The following is a 15,568-nucleotide window of genomic DNA, read 5'->3' on the forward strand; positions in this document are numbered from 1 at the left end:
CGCAAGGCTGATACCGTCATCGATGTACTTAATACGCATCGTTATCAGGCGGGGAAAAAGATCCCATTACGTTACTTAGAAGATGAACCCGAAAAAGCGGTGCCTGATATTCCTCATCCACTGCTGAAGCGTAGATAACTCTCCTTAAAGGATGATTAATGAAGATTGTTAAGCCCCTTCGCCTGAGCGTGCTTAACCGGCCATTTCGCTGGCAGGGAAAGAACTACCTTGGTGCATCAGTACTGGCGCTTGCGGATATGGGACCAAATCCCATGCTGCGCCCTGAGATGGAACTGTGGCAACTGGCGGCAAGTGAACTGCAAACCAGCGGCGGAGTAGTCGATATGGCTATCCCCAAAGTTTGCGCTGAATTTTTGGCGACTGGGCATGTATATACCCATCATCAGCAGGAAAAAAGCGCCTGCGTGGCACGAATCGATATCGAAAACCTCAGTAAATCGCTGGTGGTATTCGGAGACCGCTATTGGGCGGGCAGCAAAATTACACCACCTGAGCCTTTCAATGAAATGCGTCTTGACTGGAATCGAGCCTGGGGCGGTGCAGGCTGCCAGGATAATCCCCACGGTATCGGTTTTGCACGTGAAACACGCGAAGGGCGAGAGTTCCGCCGGCTACCGAATATAGAACCCCTTGAAGGGCGAATGGCCTCGCCGCAGCAAAAGCCACAACCTGCCGGATTTGGCGCGCTGGATATTCAGTGGCCGCGTCGTTTTAGCCGAATGGGTAAAAAATACGATGCCGGTTGGCTACAAAATGACTTTCCCGGTTTTGCCAGAGATATTGACTGGAAAGTGTTTAATGCCGCCAGCCCGGATCAATGGTGGCACGATCGCGATGCGTTGCCGACGCAGGCGAAGTGGCGCATCTGGAATATGCACCCGGACAAGCCGATGCAGGAAGGTACATTGCCACCCTGGCAGGCGCGTTGTTTTATCAATCGCCAACGCGGCGATGAGATTTTGTTTGAAGAAATGCCCCTACGCGCCACCACCGTCTGGTTCTTCCCGCATCTGGAGCAGATGCTGATCATCTGGCAGGGGCATATTCGCATTAACGAAGATGACGCCGCCGATGTGCAACAGCTGATGCCGGCGCTGGAAAAACAGGGCGCGGCCCGTTCGGTCAACCACTATCGTAAAGTGCTGGCCCAGAGGATGGATAAAGAGAAAGGCGCTCTGTTTGCATTTCGCGAGAAAGATTTGCTGCCGGAAGAGGTTATCGGCCCATGGCTGGATAGCGAGGTTGATCAGACCTCCAGCCCGATGCAGGACAACATGAAAAATCGTGCGAACCTTATACGCGAGCAGCATCGGGCAAGGCTCGAAGCCAGCGGAGGTGAGATACACGACTTGCTGGACGGTCTTGACGAGCCGGAGGTTCCAACGCTGGAGGATTTGCCGGAATTCATCGACAAAATGGAGCGTCAGGCACAGGAGATGCAGGCCGAAGCGGAGCAACGCCAACGAGAAATGGCCGCCAGCTATCCGCAAACGCAAAGTGAAGAACATCAGCCGCGTGGTCCGGAAGCAATGCAGCGCATGCAGGAGATGCTGCACCGTCACCAGCCGGAGATGAACGAGAAAAAACGGGCACAAACCCGTGATGCGCTACACCAGATGTACATTGCCGCCGTGCAGCATCAACCCCCAGCGATGAGACTGAAGGGCGATTTGGCGCAGATCCTACGCCAGCGTGCTGAACGAACTCTGGAACGGGGTGGTGACTTCGGGGGGATGGATCTTACAGGGGTCGATTTCTCCGGAATGGATCTGCATGGGGCGAATTTTAACAAAGCGCTGCTTGAGTGTGCCGATTTACACCGTTGCAAACTGGATGGCGCCGATTTTCGCGGGGCGATACTTGCTCGGACTGAATTACAGCAGGCCTCGCTGCGTGATTGTGATTTTAGCGGCGCGAGCCTGGCGCTGGCCCAGTGTCATGAAAGTGACTTTAGCGGCGCGCGTTTTGCCGATACACAGGTGCAGAATGCACTGTTTGAAGCATGCATATTTGATAACGCCACACTTGATGGGCTGTTGCTTCGTGAAGTCAGCCTGATTCGCTGCCGATTCCGTCAGGCAACGCTGGATGGCTGCGTCTTTATGGAGTTAACCCTTGCGGAACCGGACTTCAATGGCACCCGGTTGCACAAAACGTCATTTATTCAATCCACGCTTGAGGCGGCAATATTTAGCGGGGCTACGTTGGAAAACTGTTCTCTGGTTCATACTCTGGCTGAACAGGCCAAATTTGACCATTCTATGTGGATTACCAGTGCGGCCGTTTCGCAAAGCTCGCTTATCGGAGCTGACTTCAGCCACGCGACCCTAAGGCAGAGTAACCTGCGCCAGGTTCCGCTATCGGGAACGCAGTTTGTGCAGGCGAAAATAGAGAATAGCGATCTGAGTGAAGCCGATTGCCGGAGCGCCAGTTTCGTTCGTGCCAATCTGGTGGGTAGCTTGTTTGTGCGCACAGACTTCCGCGACACCAATTTTACCGATGCCAACCTGATGGGCGCGTTGTTGCAAAAATCCCAGCTTGGTGGGGCGAATTTCACCGGTGCAAACCTATTTCGTGCGGATTTATCGCAGGCGTTTACCAGCGAGACGACGCGTCTGCAGGACGCCTGGATCAAACGGATCAAAACGCTACCTAAGCGCGATGGAGAAGTTATATGACAGTGTTTAGTCCACAGGCGTTGCAGCAGCGGGTAAAAAACGGTGAGCCGATTAGCGAACTGTCGCTCTCGGGCATGGATTTGCAGGGTTGCGATCTGTCCGGGGCGATTTTTCAGGAAGCCGATCTCAGCGAGGTAAACCTGACGGGCGCTAATCTTCATGAAGCGATGTTTACTGAATGCAATCTGAATCTCGTGAGCCTGAGCGGCGCACATCTTGAACAGACGGTCTTTAACCAGTGTGAGATGGAAAACCTGCGTGTGGCTGATTCGGAGCTGAACGCCTGTGTTTTTAACCAATGTATGTTAAGTGAGAGCGATTTTTCCCGAAGTGAATTGATCGCTACTCAGTTTATGAGCTGTACGCTTAGCGCCAGCTGTTTCGCTCAGGCCAGGTTTGATCGCAGCGTGTTTTATGAATCGACCCTGGAAAAAGTTGATTTCGGGAACAGCCATCATTTGATGACGACCTTCTACAGGGTTGATCTACGGCAGACTGGCATGAACGGTGCGCAGTTTGAGCGTACCGTTTTCTTTAATTGCGATCAGCGTGGGAAAAACTATAGCCGGCAAGGGTTTACCGGCTGCCAGTTTACCGACTGCCCGCTTGATGAAGCCGCTTTTAACGGTGCTCAGCTAACCCAATGCAATTTCAAAGGCGCGTCATTACAGGGCGCACAGCTTAATCAGGTCAACGCCAGCCAGGCGCTTTTTATGGAAGCGAACCTCCGTGGCGCACAATGCTGCGGCAGTGTGTTCGATCAGGCGATGTTTGTTGGTGCTTTATTGGAACAGACCGACTTCAGCCAGAGCCGTTTATTCCAGAGCATCCTGCAGCACGCCAGTACCGTGCAGGCACGCTTTTCGCTGTGCGATCTGACGTATAGCGATTTTTCTGGCGCCGACCTGAATGGCGCGGATTTCCGCGGCGCGACCTTTTCCCGAACCCGGATGCACCGTGCCCGCCAGGAAAATACGCTTTTTTCCGGACGGCAAGGCATCCTGGAATATGATGAAGAATTGTTGGCTGCTGAAGCGTGGAGCGCACAGCGCCACAGCCGTACTTGAGGAGAGACAAGATGACTAGGATTAACCATAAGCTTGCCCAGGCCGCGATGCTCCCGATGCAGGCTGCCGGAACGGTTACCCACTTTTTCGCCGACGGTAGTCTGACGGTGGAGAGCGAAGGGCGCGGCTGGCACTGCCGCCGGGCGGCCAGCTGTGTGATTTCCCCGCAGATAGGCGATGCAGTGTTGATTGCAAGCGTAGAGAATCAGGTCTGGCTGTTGGCTGTGCTGGAACAGGCCAATCCGCAGCAGGCGGAGCTAAACGTATCTGGAAATTTGCATATCCGTAGTAGCGGTGAGCTGAGCCTCAGCAGTGAAGCGCTGCGTGTCTGTGCCGAGCGTGGCGATTGTCATATCAACGAGATGAAATACAGCGGCGAGACGCTTTCCGCCTGGGTAAGTCTTTCGCGAGTCGTCGGTAAACGTGCGGAGTCCGTCTGGCACACTGTTACCCAGATAAGCCATCATCTGCTGCGCACGACCCGGCAGACGGAACAGGTTCGTGCCGGGCAGTTGGATATGAAGGCGGAGGATTATGCTCGTCTACATGCGCGCAACACGGTGATTACCTCAAAGGCCATCACCAAAGTCGATTCCGAACAAATTCACATGGGATAAGGAGCGTTCGATGTTTGCCAACTGCCAGCTTTTGGGCGTCGATTTAGCCTTTCCCGACGTTTGTCTGACGCCAATGCCTGCCCCTACGCCGATTCCCTACCCGGATATTGCCCTAGGGTCGACGGCCATTCCGAATGCGATGAACATTCTTTTTATGGGCATGCCAGCGCATAACATGGCGACGGTCACGCCATTAACCAACGGCGATAATCCCGGCGTTGCGACGGGCGTGGCATCTGGGACGGTCATGGGGCCATCACGGCACCTTACCGGCGCATTTACCGTCTTGCTGAAAGGCACGCCGGCTACCCGTCTGACCAGCATCAGTCTGCAGAACTCTACCAATGCAGTAGGGATGCGTATTGTTCCGAGCCAGTTCAAGGTACTGATGTTAGCGCCGTAGGGGCATGAGATTGGTGTTGTCGCTTGTAAATGATTTTTATGTAGGGATGTCAGTGTTATACGGGGGGCTCAAATTTCATTGAACACGAAGAGCCCCCTGAAAAGCCCCCAGATACAACTTGATTTAGAGATAGTGGGGTTGAGGTCAGTGGCGTTCGTGATGTTAAAAAGTGATGTATGGCAGTGATTATACTTAAGTTTTGTGGAGTTAGGAAGACGTACATAGAAGTGAAAGTGGTGCCCGGACTCGGAATCGAACCAAGGACACGGGGATTTTCAATCCCCTGCTCTACCGACTGAGCTATCCGGGCAACGGGGCGTATTAAACTGGATCTGTGCGGTGGCGTCAACGTAATTTCTTCAATAGTTTGCTCAGTTGCCTAATGTTTCGTCGTTTTTAGTTGTTTTGCATGAAATGTGCGCCATGTCAGAGGACGTTTTGTTTTTTCTCTTTAAAAATTGGCTGGTCAGGGGGGTGTTTGTTTACTTAGATACTAAAAAGCCCTGCGTGAGTTGATAAAAGATGACATTTAAGGCTGACATAAAATTACGTAGGATATTTTTCAGCTAGCTGCAGAGGTGAAAACCATATGGCACGAGAGAACATAGAACTAAATTTTATATATTAGAATCCTATTTTGATTCTTTTATGTGTGTAGCGAATAAATACATCTGATGTAGAGAGCTAATATTGATGTCGGTTTACTTTTTTTGACGATAGATTTTTAGTTATTTTTGTTTTTTTAACAATGGGTTAGGCGTTAATTTGACCCTGTTGCTCGACGATTTTTTATCCTTTTGTAATGAATTTAAATAATTAACGATAGGCTGTAAATTATTTATACCTCGAGATGTCATGCTTATTTTACAAAAAATGCCTTTAATTCCAGTGCGTTGACAGCCATCGTTGGCGATATATAACCTTGGTTTCGTTGATTGCGATTCTCCCTTTTTGATAGGGAGCGCATAACCGAATAATATAAATGAAATCAGGTGTGATAATTATGAAACGTATACTTACAGCAACCGCGCTTTCTCTTGCCATGATGTCTACTTTTACCTGGGCCGCTGATTCTGCAGCCACAGCGCCAGCAGCAACCACCACCACTGTAAGTACCAACGTGCTGACGGCTCAACAGGCTAAAGAGGTCGCGAAAGTCGCTCAGCAAGGCTTTAATGCCATGCGTGATGTGCAATATGCCCGCGTGTCCTTATTCCGCGGCTATCCAGACGTTGCGCAGAAACTGGTAAATCAAGCAAATACTCTACTGTCTGACGATAGCACCAACTGGAAAGAGTTCATCAAGACCGATAAGAAAACGCCGCTGGCGGGTGATAACTATGTGGTCATCAACGCCTCTATCTCATTGGCTGAAGATTTTGTTGCGACCCCTGAAAAACAGAAAGCCATTGATAGCGCTAATGCTAAATTCAAGAAAGGCGATCATAAAGGGGCAATGGAAGAGCTGCGTTTGGCCGGCGTTGGCGTAACTGAAACTCAATATCTGATGCCACTGAAACAAACTCAGCAGGCAGTGAAAAAAGCTCAGCAACTGCTGAAAGATGGCAAATATTATGAAGCTAATTTGGCTCTGAAAGGCGCTGAAGACGGCATTATCACCGATAGCGTAACACTGGTTGACGCTAACTAATTCGGTTCTGTTCGTATTCTCCTACCTTCAAATAAGCCACCCTTCGCTCAGGGTGGCTTATTCATATGTGTTTGGTGCTACTGAGCGTTAGCTCAACGCACCATTACGACGGCAGCGTGCGATCTGCAAGATATCCTCGGCTAGACGGCGTGCTGTTTCGACATCTTTTAGTTGGCGTTTCACTAATAAGCGGCTTAAACAACCTTCCAGAACGAGCTCCATCTGATGAGCGACCATTTCAGGGTCATCCATATCAATATCTTGCAACAGCGCTAGGGTGAACTCGTAAGAGGCTGTTTTTTGCTGTTCGGCGAGCTGGTGAATCGGATGATCGTCTTCTGGAAAGAAGCTACAGGCCGCGATAAACAAGCAGCCAGGATAGCGTTGTTGCTGCACACACTCGGCCAAGACATGATAGCGCGCTAAAATTTTATCCCGCGCAGAGAGTGATTCGTCTAGCAACACTTGCCGACGCCAAGTATCAATTTGCTGTGCGTGGTAGCGCAAACTGTCGTAAAGCAGGGCTTCACGATCTGGCCAAAAACGGACTAGCTCTTCCTTAGCAATATCAAGCTGCGGAGCCAATCTTTCCAAGGTAGTTGTCGCTAGTCCCTGTTGTTCCAGCAGGCTGAGCACCTGGCTGAGCACGAGTTCTCGTTGCACGCGATCCTCCTGTCTAATATGCGGATCTTTCACGATCGGATCCTCAGTGTCGTTGATGGTTAGCGATTGTGCAAATGTGCGTTGAATTCGCTGGCCTGCATAAACCCAGTAACACGTTGTTGTGGCTGCTCTTGTCCCTGTGCGTTGTAGAACAGAATCGTCGGTAAACCTAAAACATTTAAATGCTTGAGTAGAGCCGCATGTTCTGCGTTATTTGCGGTGACATCAGCCTGCAATAGCACCGTATCGGACAGTTGTTGGCGCACACTTGGGTCGCTAAACGTGTATTTTTCAAACTCTTTACAGGCGACACACCAGTCTGCGTACAAGTCGAGCATAACTGGCTTATTTTCTGCTTTTGCTGTCGCCAACGCATGATTCAGTTCACTGATATTATTGATCTTTTGGAATGGAAGGTGAGCAATCGCAGTTTGTGACGTGCTGCCGAATGCCCAGTCCTGCAGGGGACGTGAGCAAATAAGCGCCGCGCCGAACATGGCGATTTGCATAATGCGTGCGAATCGATGGGACGATTTTAAACTGAGTGCAAATGCCCAGCCAAAGAAAGCGACTCCCAGTAATGACCAGAGGCGTAAGCCCCACTCATCACCAAGGATGCGCTCCAGCAGGAATACCGGTAAGGCCAGAATCACGAAACCAAAAGCTTCTTTGACGTATTGCATCCATGGGCCACTGCGTGGCAGTAAACGGTTGCCAAATGTTGTCACTAAGATAAGCGGTATACCCATGCCTAATGCGTAGAGATACAGCGTCCCGCCACCGGCCAACGTGTTGCCACTTTGTGCTATGTACAGCAGGATTGCACTCAGCGGTGCCGTGGTACATGGGGAGCAGATGAGTCCAGCGAGTGCGCCCATGACGAATACGCCAGCCAGCGAACCACTGCGCTGTTTGTTGCTCCAGAGCGTGAGGCGAGTTTGCAGCGACGAAGGCAGTTGCAAAGTGAACATACCAAACATCGACAGCGCCAGTAGCACGAATAAAACAGATAGCCCAATGAGAACATAAGGATGTTGGAATGCTGCTTGGAACTGCAATCCCGCAGCGGCAACGACCATGCCGAGCAAGGTGTATGTCAGCGCCATCCCCTGTACGTATACCAGTGATAAAACGAATATTCTTCGATAGCTTTGTTGACGATCTTGCCCAAGAATAATAGCGGAAATCAGCGGGTACATCGGAAGTATGCAAGGGGTGAATGCAATACCAATCCCAATTAATAAAGCCCAAAGCGGGGAGAAGGGTAAAGACGGTGTTGCAGGCTCAGATATCGGTGTGATGCCTGATGAAGCATCTGCGTTGAGCGGAGCTACCGAGTCTAGCGGGATGGTTTTGGTTTCAGGCGGATAGCAGAAGCCTGCCTCAGCGCAACCTTGATAGGTGACGATAAGACTGGCACCTTTATCAGCGTTTTGCAGCAGCAGATTCAGCGTTAGCGCATCTTTAAAAATGGCGGTTTTACCGTAGAACTCATCATGATGCTCAATACCGGTAGGTAAGGTGAAGTCGTTGAGCGTTGCCTGACGAGGTTCGATTTTAATTTGCTGACGGTAAAGGTAATAGCCGGATTTGATTTGCCAGCTTAGGTCGAGTTTGTGTTCTTGTTGTTTAAAATCAAAGGCAAATGCCTGATCGACCGGCACGAACTGCGTTTTACTATCAAATAGCGCCGCATGTGCCGGAAACAGAGTGCATAAAAACAGAAAAACTAGCGTAAAGAAGCGTTGAGCCATGACAGGTAATCTTTATCTCCCGCGTGAACTGGTAGAACTAAAAGCTCAGGGGTTTGGTATGGATGATGCTGTTTCAGGAAGTTGAGAAGCGCTTCCTGATATGAGCGTTCGCTTTTCAAAATCATCTGGACTTCATATTCCTGTTCCAGTTTTCCTTCCCAGTAATACATGGAGGATGCGCCGGGTAGCCGTGTGACGCAGGCGGCCAATTTTTCGCTAAGCGCTAGCGAAGCTAACTGCTGAGCACAGGCTTCATCTGGCGCAGTACAGAGCACCACGATGGCATCTGTGATGGTTTCGAGCTGTGACTTTTCTGTATCTGACATCTAAGCTAGACCTCGCCGTGGATGATTTTGAATCAACACTATACCTTGTGTGGGCGGAGATTGTCAGTACAGCGAGGTGTGAGTTTGCAGAATAAGAAAAGGACGCCTTGGCGTCCTTTTCGAGTTTGACGTTAAGAGGGCTTACAGCATTACGCTACCCAGCACGAAGCCGAAGATAACAGACAGTGCTACGCCGATAGTGCCAGGGATGAAGAATGGATGGTTGAAGACCAATTTCCCGATGCGAGTTGTACCGGTGTCATCCATCTGGACTGCAGCAACCAGCGTTGGGTAGGTTGGCAGAATAAACAGGCCAGAAACCGCTGCGAAAGACGCGACTGCGGTCAGAGGAGAAACGTTCAGAGCCAGTGCCATTGGCATCAGCGCTTTAGCCGTTGCTGCCTGTGAGTAAAGCAGAGCAGAAGCGAAGAAGAAGATGACTGCCAGCAACCAAGGATGAGACTGGATGACAGTACCTGCAGTTTCTTTGATCCACTCAAGGTTGGCTTGAACGAAAGTATCCCCCAGCCACGCTACACCCAGAATACAGATACATGCGCTCATACCTGCTTTGAAGGTGCTAGAGTTCAGGATGCTGTCAGTTTCAACACGACACAGAATAGTCGTCAGGGTTGCAACGCTCAACATGATGATCAGGATCGCGTTGGTGGTGTTCATCAGTGGTTTTTCCACCAGACCCAGACTTGGGCTATTGATGATGGCATAGCAAACTACGCACACAACGCCCAGCAGGAACAGCCATACGGAGCTTTTCGCACGAGGTTTGATAACCACTTGCTTATCGCCACGCAGTTCAATCAGACCCTCGGACAAACGCTTCTGGTAAACAGGATCGTCAGACAGTTTGGAGTCAAAACACCAAGATACGATGAGAGACATCACGAGTACTGCTAAGAAGGTTGATGGAATAACAACCATGAGCAGGTGGATGTAACTAACACCATGGCCTTCCATTACAGAAGACATATAAACCACAGCGGCTGAGATAGGGGATGCAGTAATCGCGATCTGGGCTGAAACTACGGCGGTGGAAAGAGGGCGGCATGGTTTAATGCCTTGTTCTTTTGCCACTTCGGCGATAACCGGTAGTGCAGACAGCGAAATGTTCCCTGTACCCGCAAAGATAGTCAGAAAATAGGTAACAATCGGCGCTAGAATCGTGATGTATTTAGGATTCTTACGCAGCAGTTTTTCGGTTTGGTGAACAAGATAGTCCATACCACCGGCAACCTGCATGGCAGAGATTGCGGCGATAACGGCCATGATGATTGAAATAACGTCGAAGGGAATGTTGCCCGGTTTAACGCCGATCATGGCAAGGACTAAAACCCCTAAGCCACCAGCGAACCCTATTCCGATGCCCCCCAGTCTGGCACCTAAAAATATGGCGAGCAGTACGATCACCAGCTCCAAGACTAACATAGTGTTTCTCCTCAAGATGTAACGATAATATTCCTTTTGTCCTTAAAGCTGCTGCTTGGGCGAAGTTCGTTCTCCACAAACACTTACGGATGTAGGTGATTCTGGACGCTCTCATTCATCGCTTCGCTGCAACCCAATGACATCGGGTGTAATTCTTGTTTTAAGTATGTCGGTTGCAATAAAAAGGCACGGCTGACCAAGGGACAGACGTGCCTGAGCTCGACTAGCGAACTTTATTATTGTTCGCTTTCGTCAGTGTAACGTTTTGCTTTATAAGCAGGGTGCATCAGGTTCTCAACAGAGAAGATGTCGTCCAGTTCCGCTTCGGTCAACAGACCACGTTCTAGAACAACTTCACGCACGTTTTTACCTGTTTCGGCACAGATTTTACCAACGATATCACCGTTGTGGTGGCCGATAAATGGATTCAGGTAAGTCACGATACCGATGGAGTTAAATACATAGCTCTCACACACTTCTTTGTTAGCGGTGATACCGTTGATGCATTTTTCCAGCAGGTTATAGCAGCCGTTAGTCAGAATGGAGATGGATTCAAACATCGCCTGACCGATAACAGGTTCCATAACGTTCAGCTGCAACTGGCCAGCTTCAGCGGCCATGGTCACCGTTGTATCGTTACCGATAACTTTGAAGCACAGCTGGTTGACGACTTCAGGAACGACTGGGTTCACTTTAGCCGGCATGATAGAAGAGCCTGCTTGCAGTTCTGGCAGGTTAATTTCGTTCAAACCGGTACGTGGGCCAGAAGAGAGTAAACGTAGGTCGTTACAGATTTTAGACAGTTTAACTGCCAGACGCTTCAGAGCACCGTGAACCATGACATATGCGCCACAGTCTGAGGTTGCTTCGATTAAGTCTTCCGCTACAGAGCATGGCAGACCACTGACTTCAGACAGTTTCTGCACTGCAAGCTGAGAGTAACCTTCTGGCGTGTTCAGGCCGGTACCGATAGCTGTTGCACCTAAGTTCACTTCCAGCAGCAGCTCGGAGGTACGCTGCAGGTTTTTCACTTCTTCTTTCAGCAACACGCTGTACGCTTTGAATTCCTGACCTAAAGTCATAGGAACCGCATCCTGCAACTGGGTACGACCCATCTTCAGAATGTTTTCGAATTCTTTTGCTTTACGGTCGAAACCTTCACGCAGTTGGTTGATTGCATCCAGCAGTTTCATGATGGATGAATACACTGCGATACGGAAACCGGTAGGATAGGCATCGTTGGTGGATTGGCATTTGTTCAGGTGGTCATTAGGGTTCAGGTACTGGTATTCACCTTTCTGATGCCCCATCAGTTCCAGACCGATATTGGCCAATACTTCGTTAGTGTTCATATTGACTGAAGTACCTGCACCGCCCTGATATACGTCAACAGGGAACTGATCCATGCACTTACCGTTGTTCAATACTTCATCGCAAGCCTGAATAATCGTATCGGCAATTTTGCGTGGAATTGTGTGTAACTCTTTATTCGCCAACGCCGCAGCTTTTTTAACCATTACCATGCCGCGAACAAATTCAGGGATATCACTGATTTTGTTGTTGCTGATATAAAAGTTTTCGATTGCACGCAGAGTATGAACACCATAATAAGCGTCTGCTGGAACTTCACGGGTGCCTAACAGGTCTTCTTCAATACGAATGTTGTTTGACATAAGAACCTTCTTTATAGATGCCGAATAGTAAACTTGCTAATGGATTTATATCGTTTAGATTTTCAAATTCGAAAGGATCATCCGTCCTCTCTGTTCTGTGGCTGATCATATGCTGCTGGCGTGGAAAAGCATGAACCCAGATCACTATATGGCGCTTCTAGTTTCAGTCGTTTACATATCTGTGACTACACTCACAGATAAAGAAAATAACCCACAAGAGTTATAGGGTTGAAAACGTATAAAATGCCACCACTTCTCATATATAGACTGTTTTTTGACATATACGATTTTAAATTTTAACTATTTCAGTTGTTCTTTAATGTAATACTACTCATTAGAAAGCACTGTAATTTAGGAGAACGATGTTGCGTTGGTTACCGCTCATGCTGATATTTCTGTTTGTTTATATAGAAATATCTATTTTTATTAAGGTTGCCGCAGTGCTCGGGGTTGCCCTGACATTGTTGCTCGTTGTTCTAACCTCTTGCCTTGGTGCTTCGCTGGTTCGCCATCAGGGAATGAAAACGCTGATGCAAATGCAGCAAAAAATGGCGATGGGTGAGAGCCCCGCAGCGGAGATGGTGAAAAGCGTTTCTTTAGTTATGGCTGGCTTTCTTTTGATCCTGCCAGGCTTTTTCACTGACTTCTTGGGTCTGTTGCTGATTTTGCCTCCGGTGCAAAAGCATCTCACCTTGAAACTTCTGCCTTATTTCAGTTTTTCTCGCTCGGGCGGTGGTTTTGGCGGTGGCACTTTTTATGGTTCTCAAGGCGGCAATACCTTTGATGGTGAGTTTGAACGCAAAGATGAGAGCCACCCGCGATTGGATAATCGTTTAGACAACGAAGACGACCAATACAAAAACGACAAATAGCAGACTATTAGTCTTTCCTTCTCAGCAATGGCGTGGCACATTTCGGCCGCGCCTTTTCTTTTACTGGCTCTGCGTCGCAGAGGTTGAAGAAAAACACAATTTTTTTACTTGTCCCCCCTTGAAGGGGGTGTTGGTTGCCCCAATCTGGTAACCACGAGTCCGAGAGCGGAGGGTATTCCTCAAGCTGCGGCGTTCAACCCTAAACGATATGGACCTTCTCAAAGGAGAGCTATCAATGAATATTCGTCCATTGCATGACCGTGTAATCGTCAAGCGTAAAGAAGTCGAGTCCAAATCTGCTGGCGGCATCGTTCTGACCGGTTCTGCAGCTGGCAAATCTACCCGTGGCGAAATCGTCGCTGTAGGTAAAGGCCGCATTCTGGAAAACGGCGAAGTTAAGCCGCTGGACGTTAAAGTTGGCGACATCGTCATTTTCAACGATGGTTACGGCGTGAAAGCAGAAAAGATCGACAATGAAGAAGTGTTGATCATGTCCGAAAGCGACATTCTGGCTGTGGTTGAAGCGTAATAACCGCTTCCTCTTATTAACGCATAATCTTCTTAACTGAATAAGTTTAAAGGAAAGAACAATGGCAGCTAAAGACGTAAAATTTGGTAGCGACGCACGTGTGAAAATGCTGCGCGGCGTGAACGTTCTGGCAGACGCAGTGAAAGTGACCCTGGGCCCTAAAGGCCGTAACGTCGTTCTGGATAAATCTTTCGGTGCGCCGACCATCACTAAAGATGGCGTATCTGTAGCGCGTGAAATCGAATTGGAAGACAAATTCGAAAACATGGGTGCGCAGATGGTTAAAGAAGTTGCCTCTAAAGCGAACGACGCTGCGGGCGACGGTACTACCACGGCAACCGTATTGGCTCAGGCTATCGTCAACGAAGGTCTGAAAGCCGTTGCTGCGGGCATGAACCCAATGGATCTGAAACGTGGTATCGACAAAGCTGTCGTTGCTGCGGTTGAAGAACTGAAAAAACTGTCTGTGCCTTGCTCTGATTCTAAAGCTATCGCTCAGGTAGGGACTATCTCTGCTAACTCCGACGAAACCGTGGGTAAACTGATCGCTGAAGCGATGGAAAAAGTTGGCAAAGAAGGCGTTATCACCGTTGAAGAAGGCACCGGCCTGCAAGACGAGCTGGACGTAGTAGAAGGTATGCAGTTCGATCGTGGCTACCTGTCTCCATACTTCATCAACAAGCCAGAAACCGGTTCTATCGAACTGGAAAGCCCGTTCATTCTGCTGGCTGACAAAAAAATCTCCAACATCCGCGAAATGCTGCCTGTTCTGGAAGCCGTTGCTAAAGCTGGCAAACCTCTGCTGATCATTGCTGAAGATGTTGAAGGCGAAGCGCTGGCGACTCTGGTGGTTAACACCATGCGCGGCATCGTGAAAGTGGCTGCGGTTAAAGCACCTGGCTTTGGCGACCGTCGTAAAGCCATGCTGCAAGACATCGCAACTCTGACCGGTGGTACCGTAATTTCTGAAGAAATCGGTATGGAGCTGGAAAAAGCAACTCTGGAAGATCTGGGTCAGGCTAAACGTATCGTTATCAACAAAGACACCACTATCATCATCGATGGTATCGGTGACGAAGCTGCAATTCAGGGCCGCGTTGGTCAGATCCGTAAGCAGATCGAAGATGCAACTTCTGACTATGACCGTGAAAAACTGCAAGAGCGCGTAGCTAAACTGGCTGGCGGCGTTGCAGTAATCAAAGTCGGTGCAGCTACCGAAGTTGAAATGAAAGAGAAGAAAGCACGCGTTGAAGACGCCCTGCATGCAACTCGCGCAGCGGTAGAAGAAGGCGTTGTTGCTGGTGGTGGTGTTGCCCTGATCCGTGTTGCTGGCAAAATCGCTGGTCTGAAAGGCGCTAACGAAGATCAGAACGTAGGTATCAAAGTTGCGCTGCGCGCAATGGAAGCTCCTCTGCGTCAGATCGTTATCAACGCCGGTGAAGAAGCTTCTGTTATCGCTAACAACGTGAAAGCGGGCGAAGGCAGCTACGGTTATAACGCATACTCTGAAGAGTACGGCGATATGATCGCAATGGGTATTCTGGATCCAACCAAAGTCACTCGTTCTGCTCTGCAGTACGCAGCGTCTATCGCTGGCCTGATGATTACTACCGAATGTATGGTTACCGATCTGCGTGATGATAAAGCAGATATGGGTGCCGCTGGTGGTATGGGCGGTATGGGTGGCATGGGCGGCATGATGTAATTTCTTCTGTCACTCACATTGCCGCTATGCTGCAATACCAGTGACTTAAGGAAATGCTGCTCTAGGCATTCGACAAAACCCTCGCTTCGGCGGGGGTTTTGTTTTTTTATAAGCGTAATTTCCTGATTCTGGTAATATTTGAACGTGAACTTTCTATGTCCTAGAT

13 protein-coding genes and 1 tRNA gene are annotated in these 15,568 nt (G+C 49.4%); 8 read left to right on the forward strand and 6 right to left on the reverse strand.

Going from position 1 to position 15,568, the window contains the following annotated elements:
- Nucleotides 1-158 precede the first annotated feature (158 nt).
- Genes K9N75_RS02240 through K9N75_RS02255 form a run of 4 tightly spaced genes read left to right on the forward strand, consistent with a single transcriptional unit; the run spans nt 159 to nt 4,786 of the window.
- Nucleotides 159-2,699, forward strand: a complete 2,541-nt coding sequence (locus K9N75_RS02240) for a DUF2169 family type VI secretion system accessory protein (protein WP_224452188.1) — start codon at nt 159-161, stop codon at nt 2,697-2,699.
- Entirely contained in the window at nt 2,696-3,766 is a 1,071-nt protein-coding gene (locus K9N75_RS02245) for a pentapeptide repeat-containing protein (protein ID WP_224452189.1), read from the forward strand. The genes K9N75_RS02240 and K9N75_RS02245 overlap by 4 nt, the downstream gene beginning before the upstream one ends.
- A gap of 11 nt (nt 3,767-3,777) precedes the next feature.
- Nucleotides 3,778-4,383, forward strand: a complete 606-nt coding sequence (locus K9N75_RS02250) for a DUF3540 domain-containing protein (RefSeq protein WP_224452190.1) — start codon at nt 3,778-3,780, stop codon at nt 4,381-4,383.
- A gap of 10 nt (nt 4,384-4,393) precedes the next feature.
- The gene (locus K9N75_RS02255; RefSeq protein WP_224452191.1) at nt 4,394-4,786 is read left to right on the forward strand and encodes a DUF4150 domain-containing protein; all 393 of its coding nucleotides are present in this window, start codon (nt 4,394-4,396) and stop codon (nt 4,784-4,786) included.
- Between the two features lie 234 nt (nt 4,787-5,020).
- Here K9N75_RS02255 and K9N75_RS02260 read toward each other — a convergent pair.
- Nucleotides 5,021-5,096: transfer RNA gene (locus K9N75_RS02260), tRNA-Phe, on the reverse strand.
- 693 nt (nt 5,097-5,789) lie between these two features.
- Between K9N75_RS02260 and K9N75_RS02265 the strand changes: the two genes are divergently transcribed.
- Entirely contained in the window at nt 5,790-6,437 is a 648-nt protein-coding gene (locus K9N75_RS02265) for a YfdX family protein (protein WP_064575218.1), read from the forward strand.
- An 87-nt stretch (nt 6,438-6,524) separates the two neighbouring features.
- Here the strand turns inward: K9N75_RS02265 and dicD are convergent, their stop codons facing one another.
- The 5 genes from dicD to aspA form a co-directional block, all read right to left on the reverse strand.
- Nucleotides 6,525-7,100, reverse strand: a complete 576-nt coding sequence (gene dicD, locus K9N75_RS02270; RefSeq protein WP_039188013.1) for a division control transcriptional repressor DicD — start codon at nt 7,098-7,100, stop codon at nt 6,525-6,527.
- Nucleotides 7,101-7,159: 59 nt separating this feature from the next.
- Nucleotides 7,160-8,854, reverse strand: coding sequence for a protein-disulfide reductase DsbD (locus K9N75_RS02275; RefSeq protein WP_008814802.1), 1,695 nt, complete (start codon nt 8,852-8,854; stop codon nt 7,160-7,162).
- Entirely contained in the window at nt 8,830-9,180 is a 351-nt protein-coding gene (gene cutA, locus K9N75_RS02280) for a divalent cation tolerance protein CutA (protein ID WP_224452192.1), read from the reverse strand. Before cutA ends, K9N75_RS02275 begins: the two co-directional genes overlap by 25 nt.
- 141 nt (nt 9,181-9,321) lie before the next feature.
- Nucleotides 9,322-10,623 carry an anaerobic C4-dicarboxylate transporter gene (locus K9N75_RS02285; RefSeq protein ID WP_008814804.1) on the reverse strand — a complete coding sequence of 434 codons (1,302 nt, stop codon included), beginning with the start codon at nt 10,621-10,623 and terminating at the stop codon, nt 9,322-9,324.
- A 236-nt stretch (nt 10,624-10,859) separates the two neighbouring features.
- Nucleotides 10,860-12,296, reverse strand: a complete 1,437-nt coding sequence (gene aspA, locus K9N75_RS02290) for an aspartate ammonia-lyase (RefSeq protein ID WP_008814805.1) — start codon at nt 12,294-12,296, stop codon at nt 10,860-10,862.
- Nucleotides 12,297-12,661: 365 nt separating this feature from the next.
- On the opposite strand from aspA, the gene K9N75_RS02295 reads away from it, so the two are divergent.
- The 3 genes from K9N75_RS02295 (at nt 12,662) to groL (ending at nt 15,402) form a co-directional block, all read left to right on the forward strand.
- On the forward strand, nt 12,662-13,168 hold the full coding sequence (locus K9N75_RS02295) for an FxsA family protein (RefSeq protein ID WP_174705382.1): 507 nt from the start codon (nt 12,662-12,664) through the stop codon (nt 13,166-13,168).
- A 235-nt stretch (nt 13,169-13,403) separates the two neighbouring features.
- Nucleotides 13,404-13,697: a co-chaperone GroES gene (locus K9N75_RS02300; protein ID WP_008814807.1), complete on the forward strand. Its 294-nt coding sequence runs from the start codon at nt 13,404-13,406 to the stop codon at nt 13,695-13,697.
- A 61-nt stretch (nt 13,698-13,758) separates the two neighbouring features.
- The gene (gene groL / locus K9N75_RS02305; RefSeq protein WP_004093509.1) at nt 13,759-15,402 is read left to right on the forward strand and encodes a chaperonin GroEL; all 1,644 of its coding nucleotides are present in this window, start codon (nt 13,759-13,761) and stop codon (nt 15,400-15,402) included.
- Nucleotides 15,403-15,568: the final 166 nt, after the last annotated feature.

The organism is Hafnia paralvei (genome assembly GCF_020150375.1).
GTDB classification, from domain to species: domain Bacteria; phylum Pseudomonadota; class Gammaproteobacteria; order Enterobacterales; family Enterobacteriaceae; genus Hafnia; species Hafnia paralvei.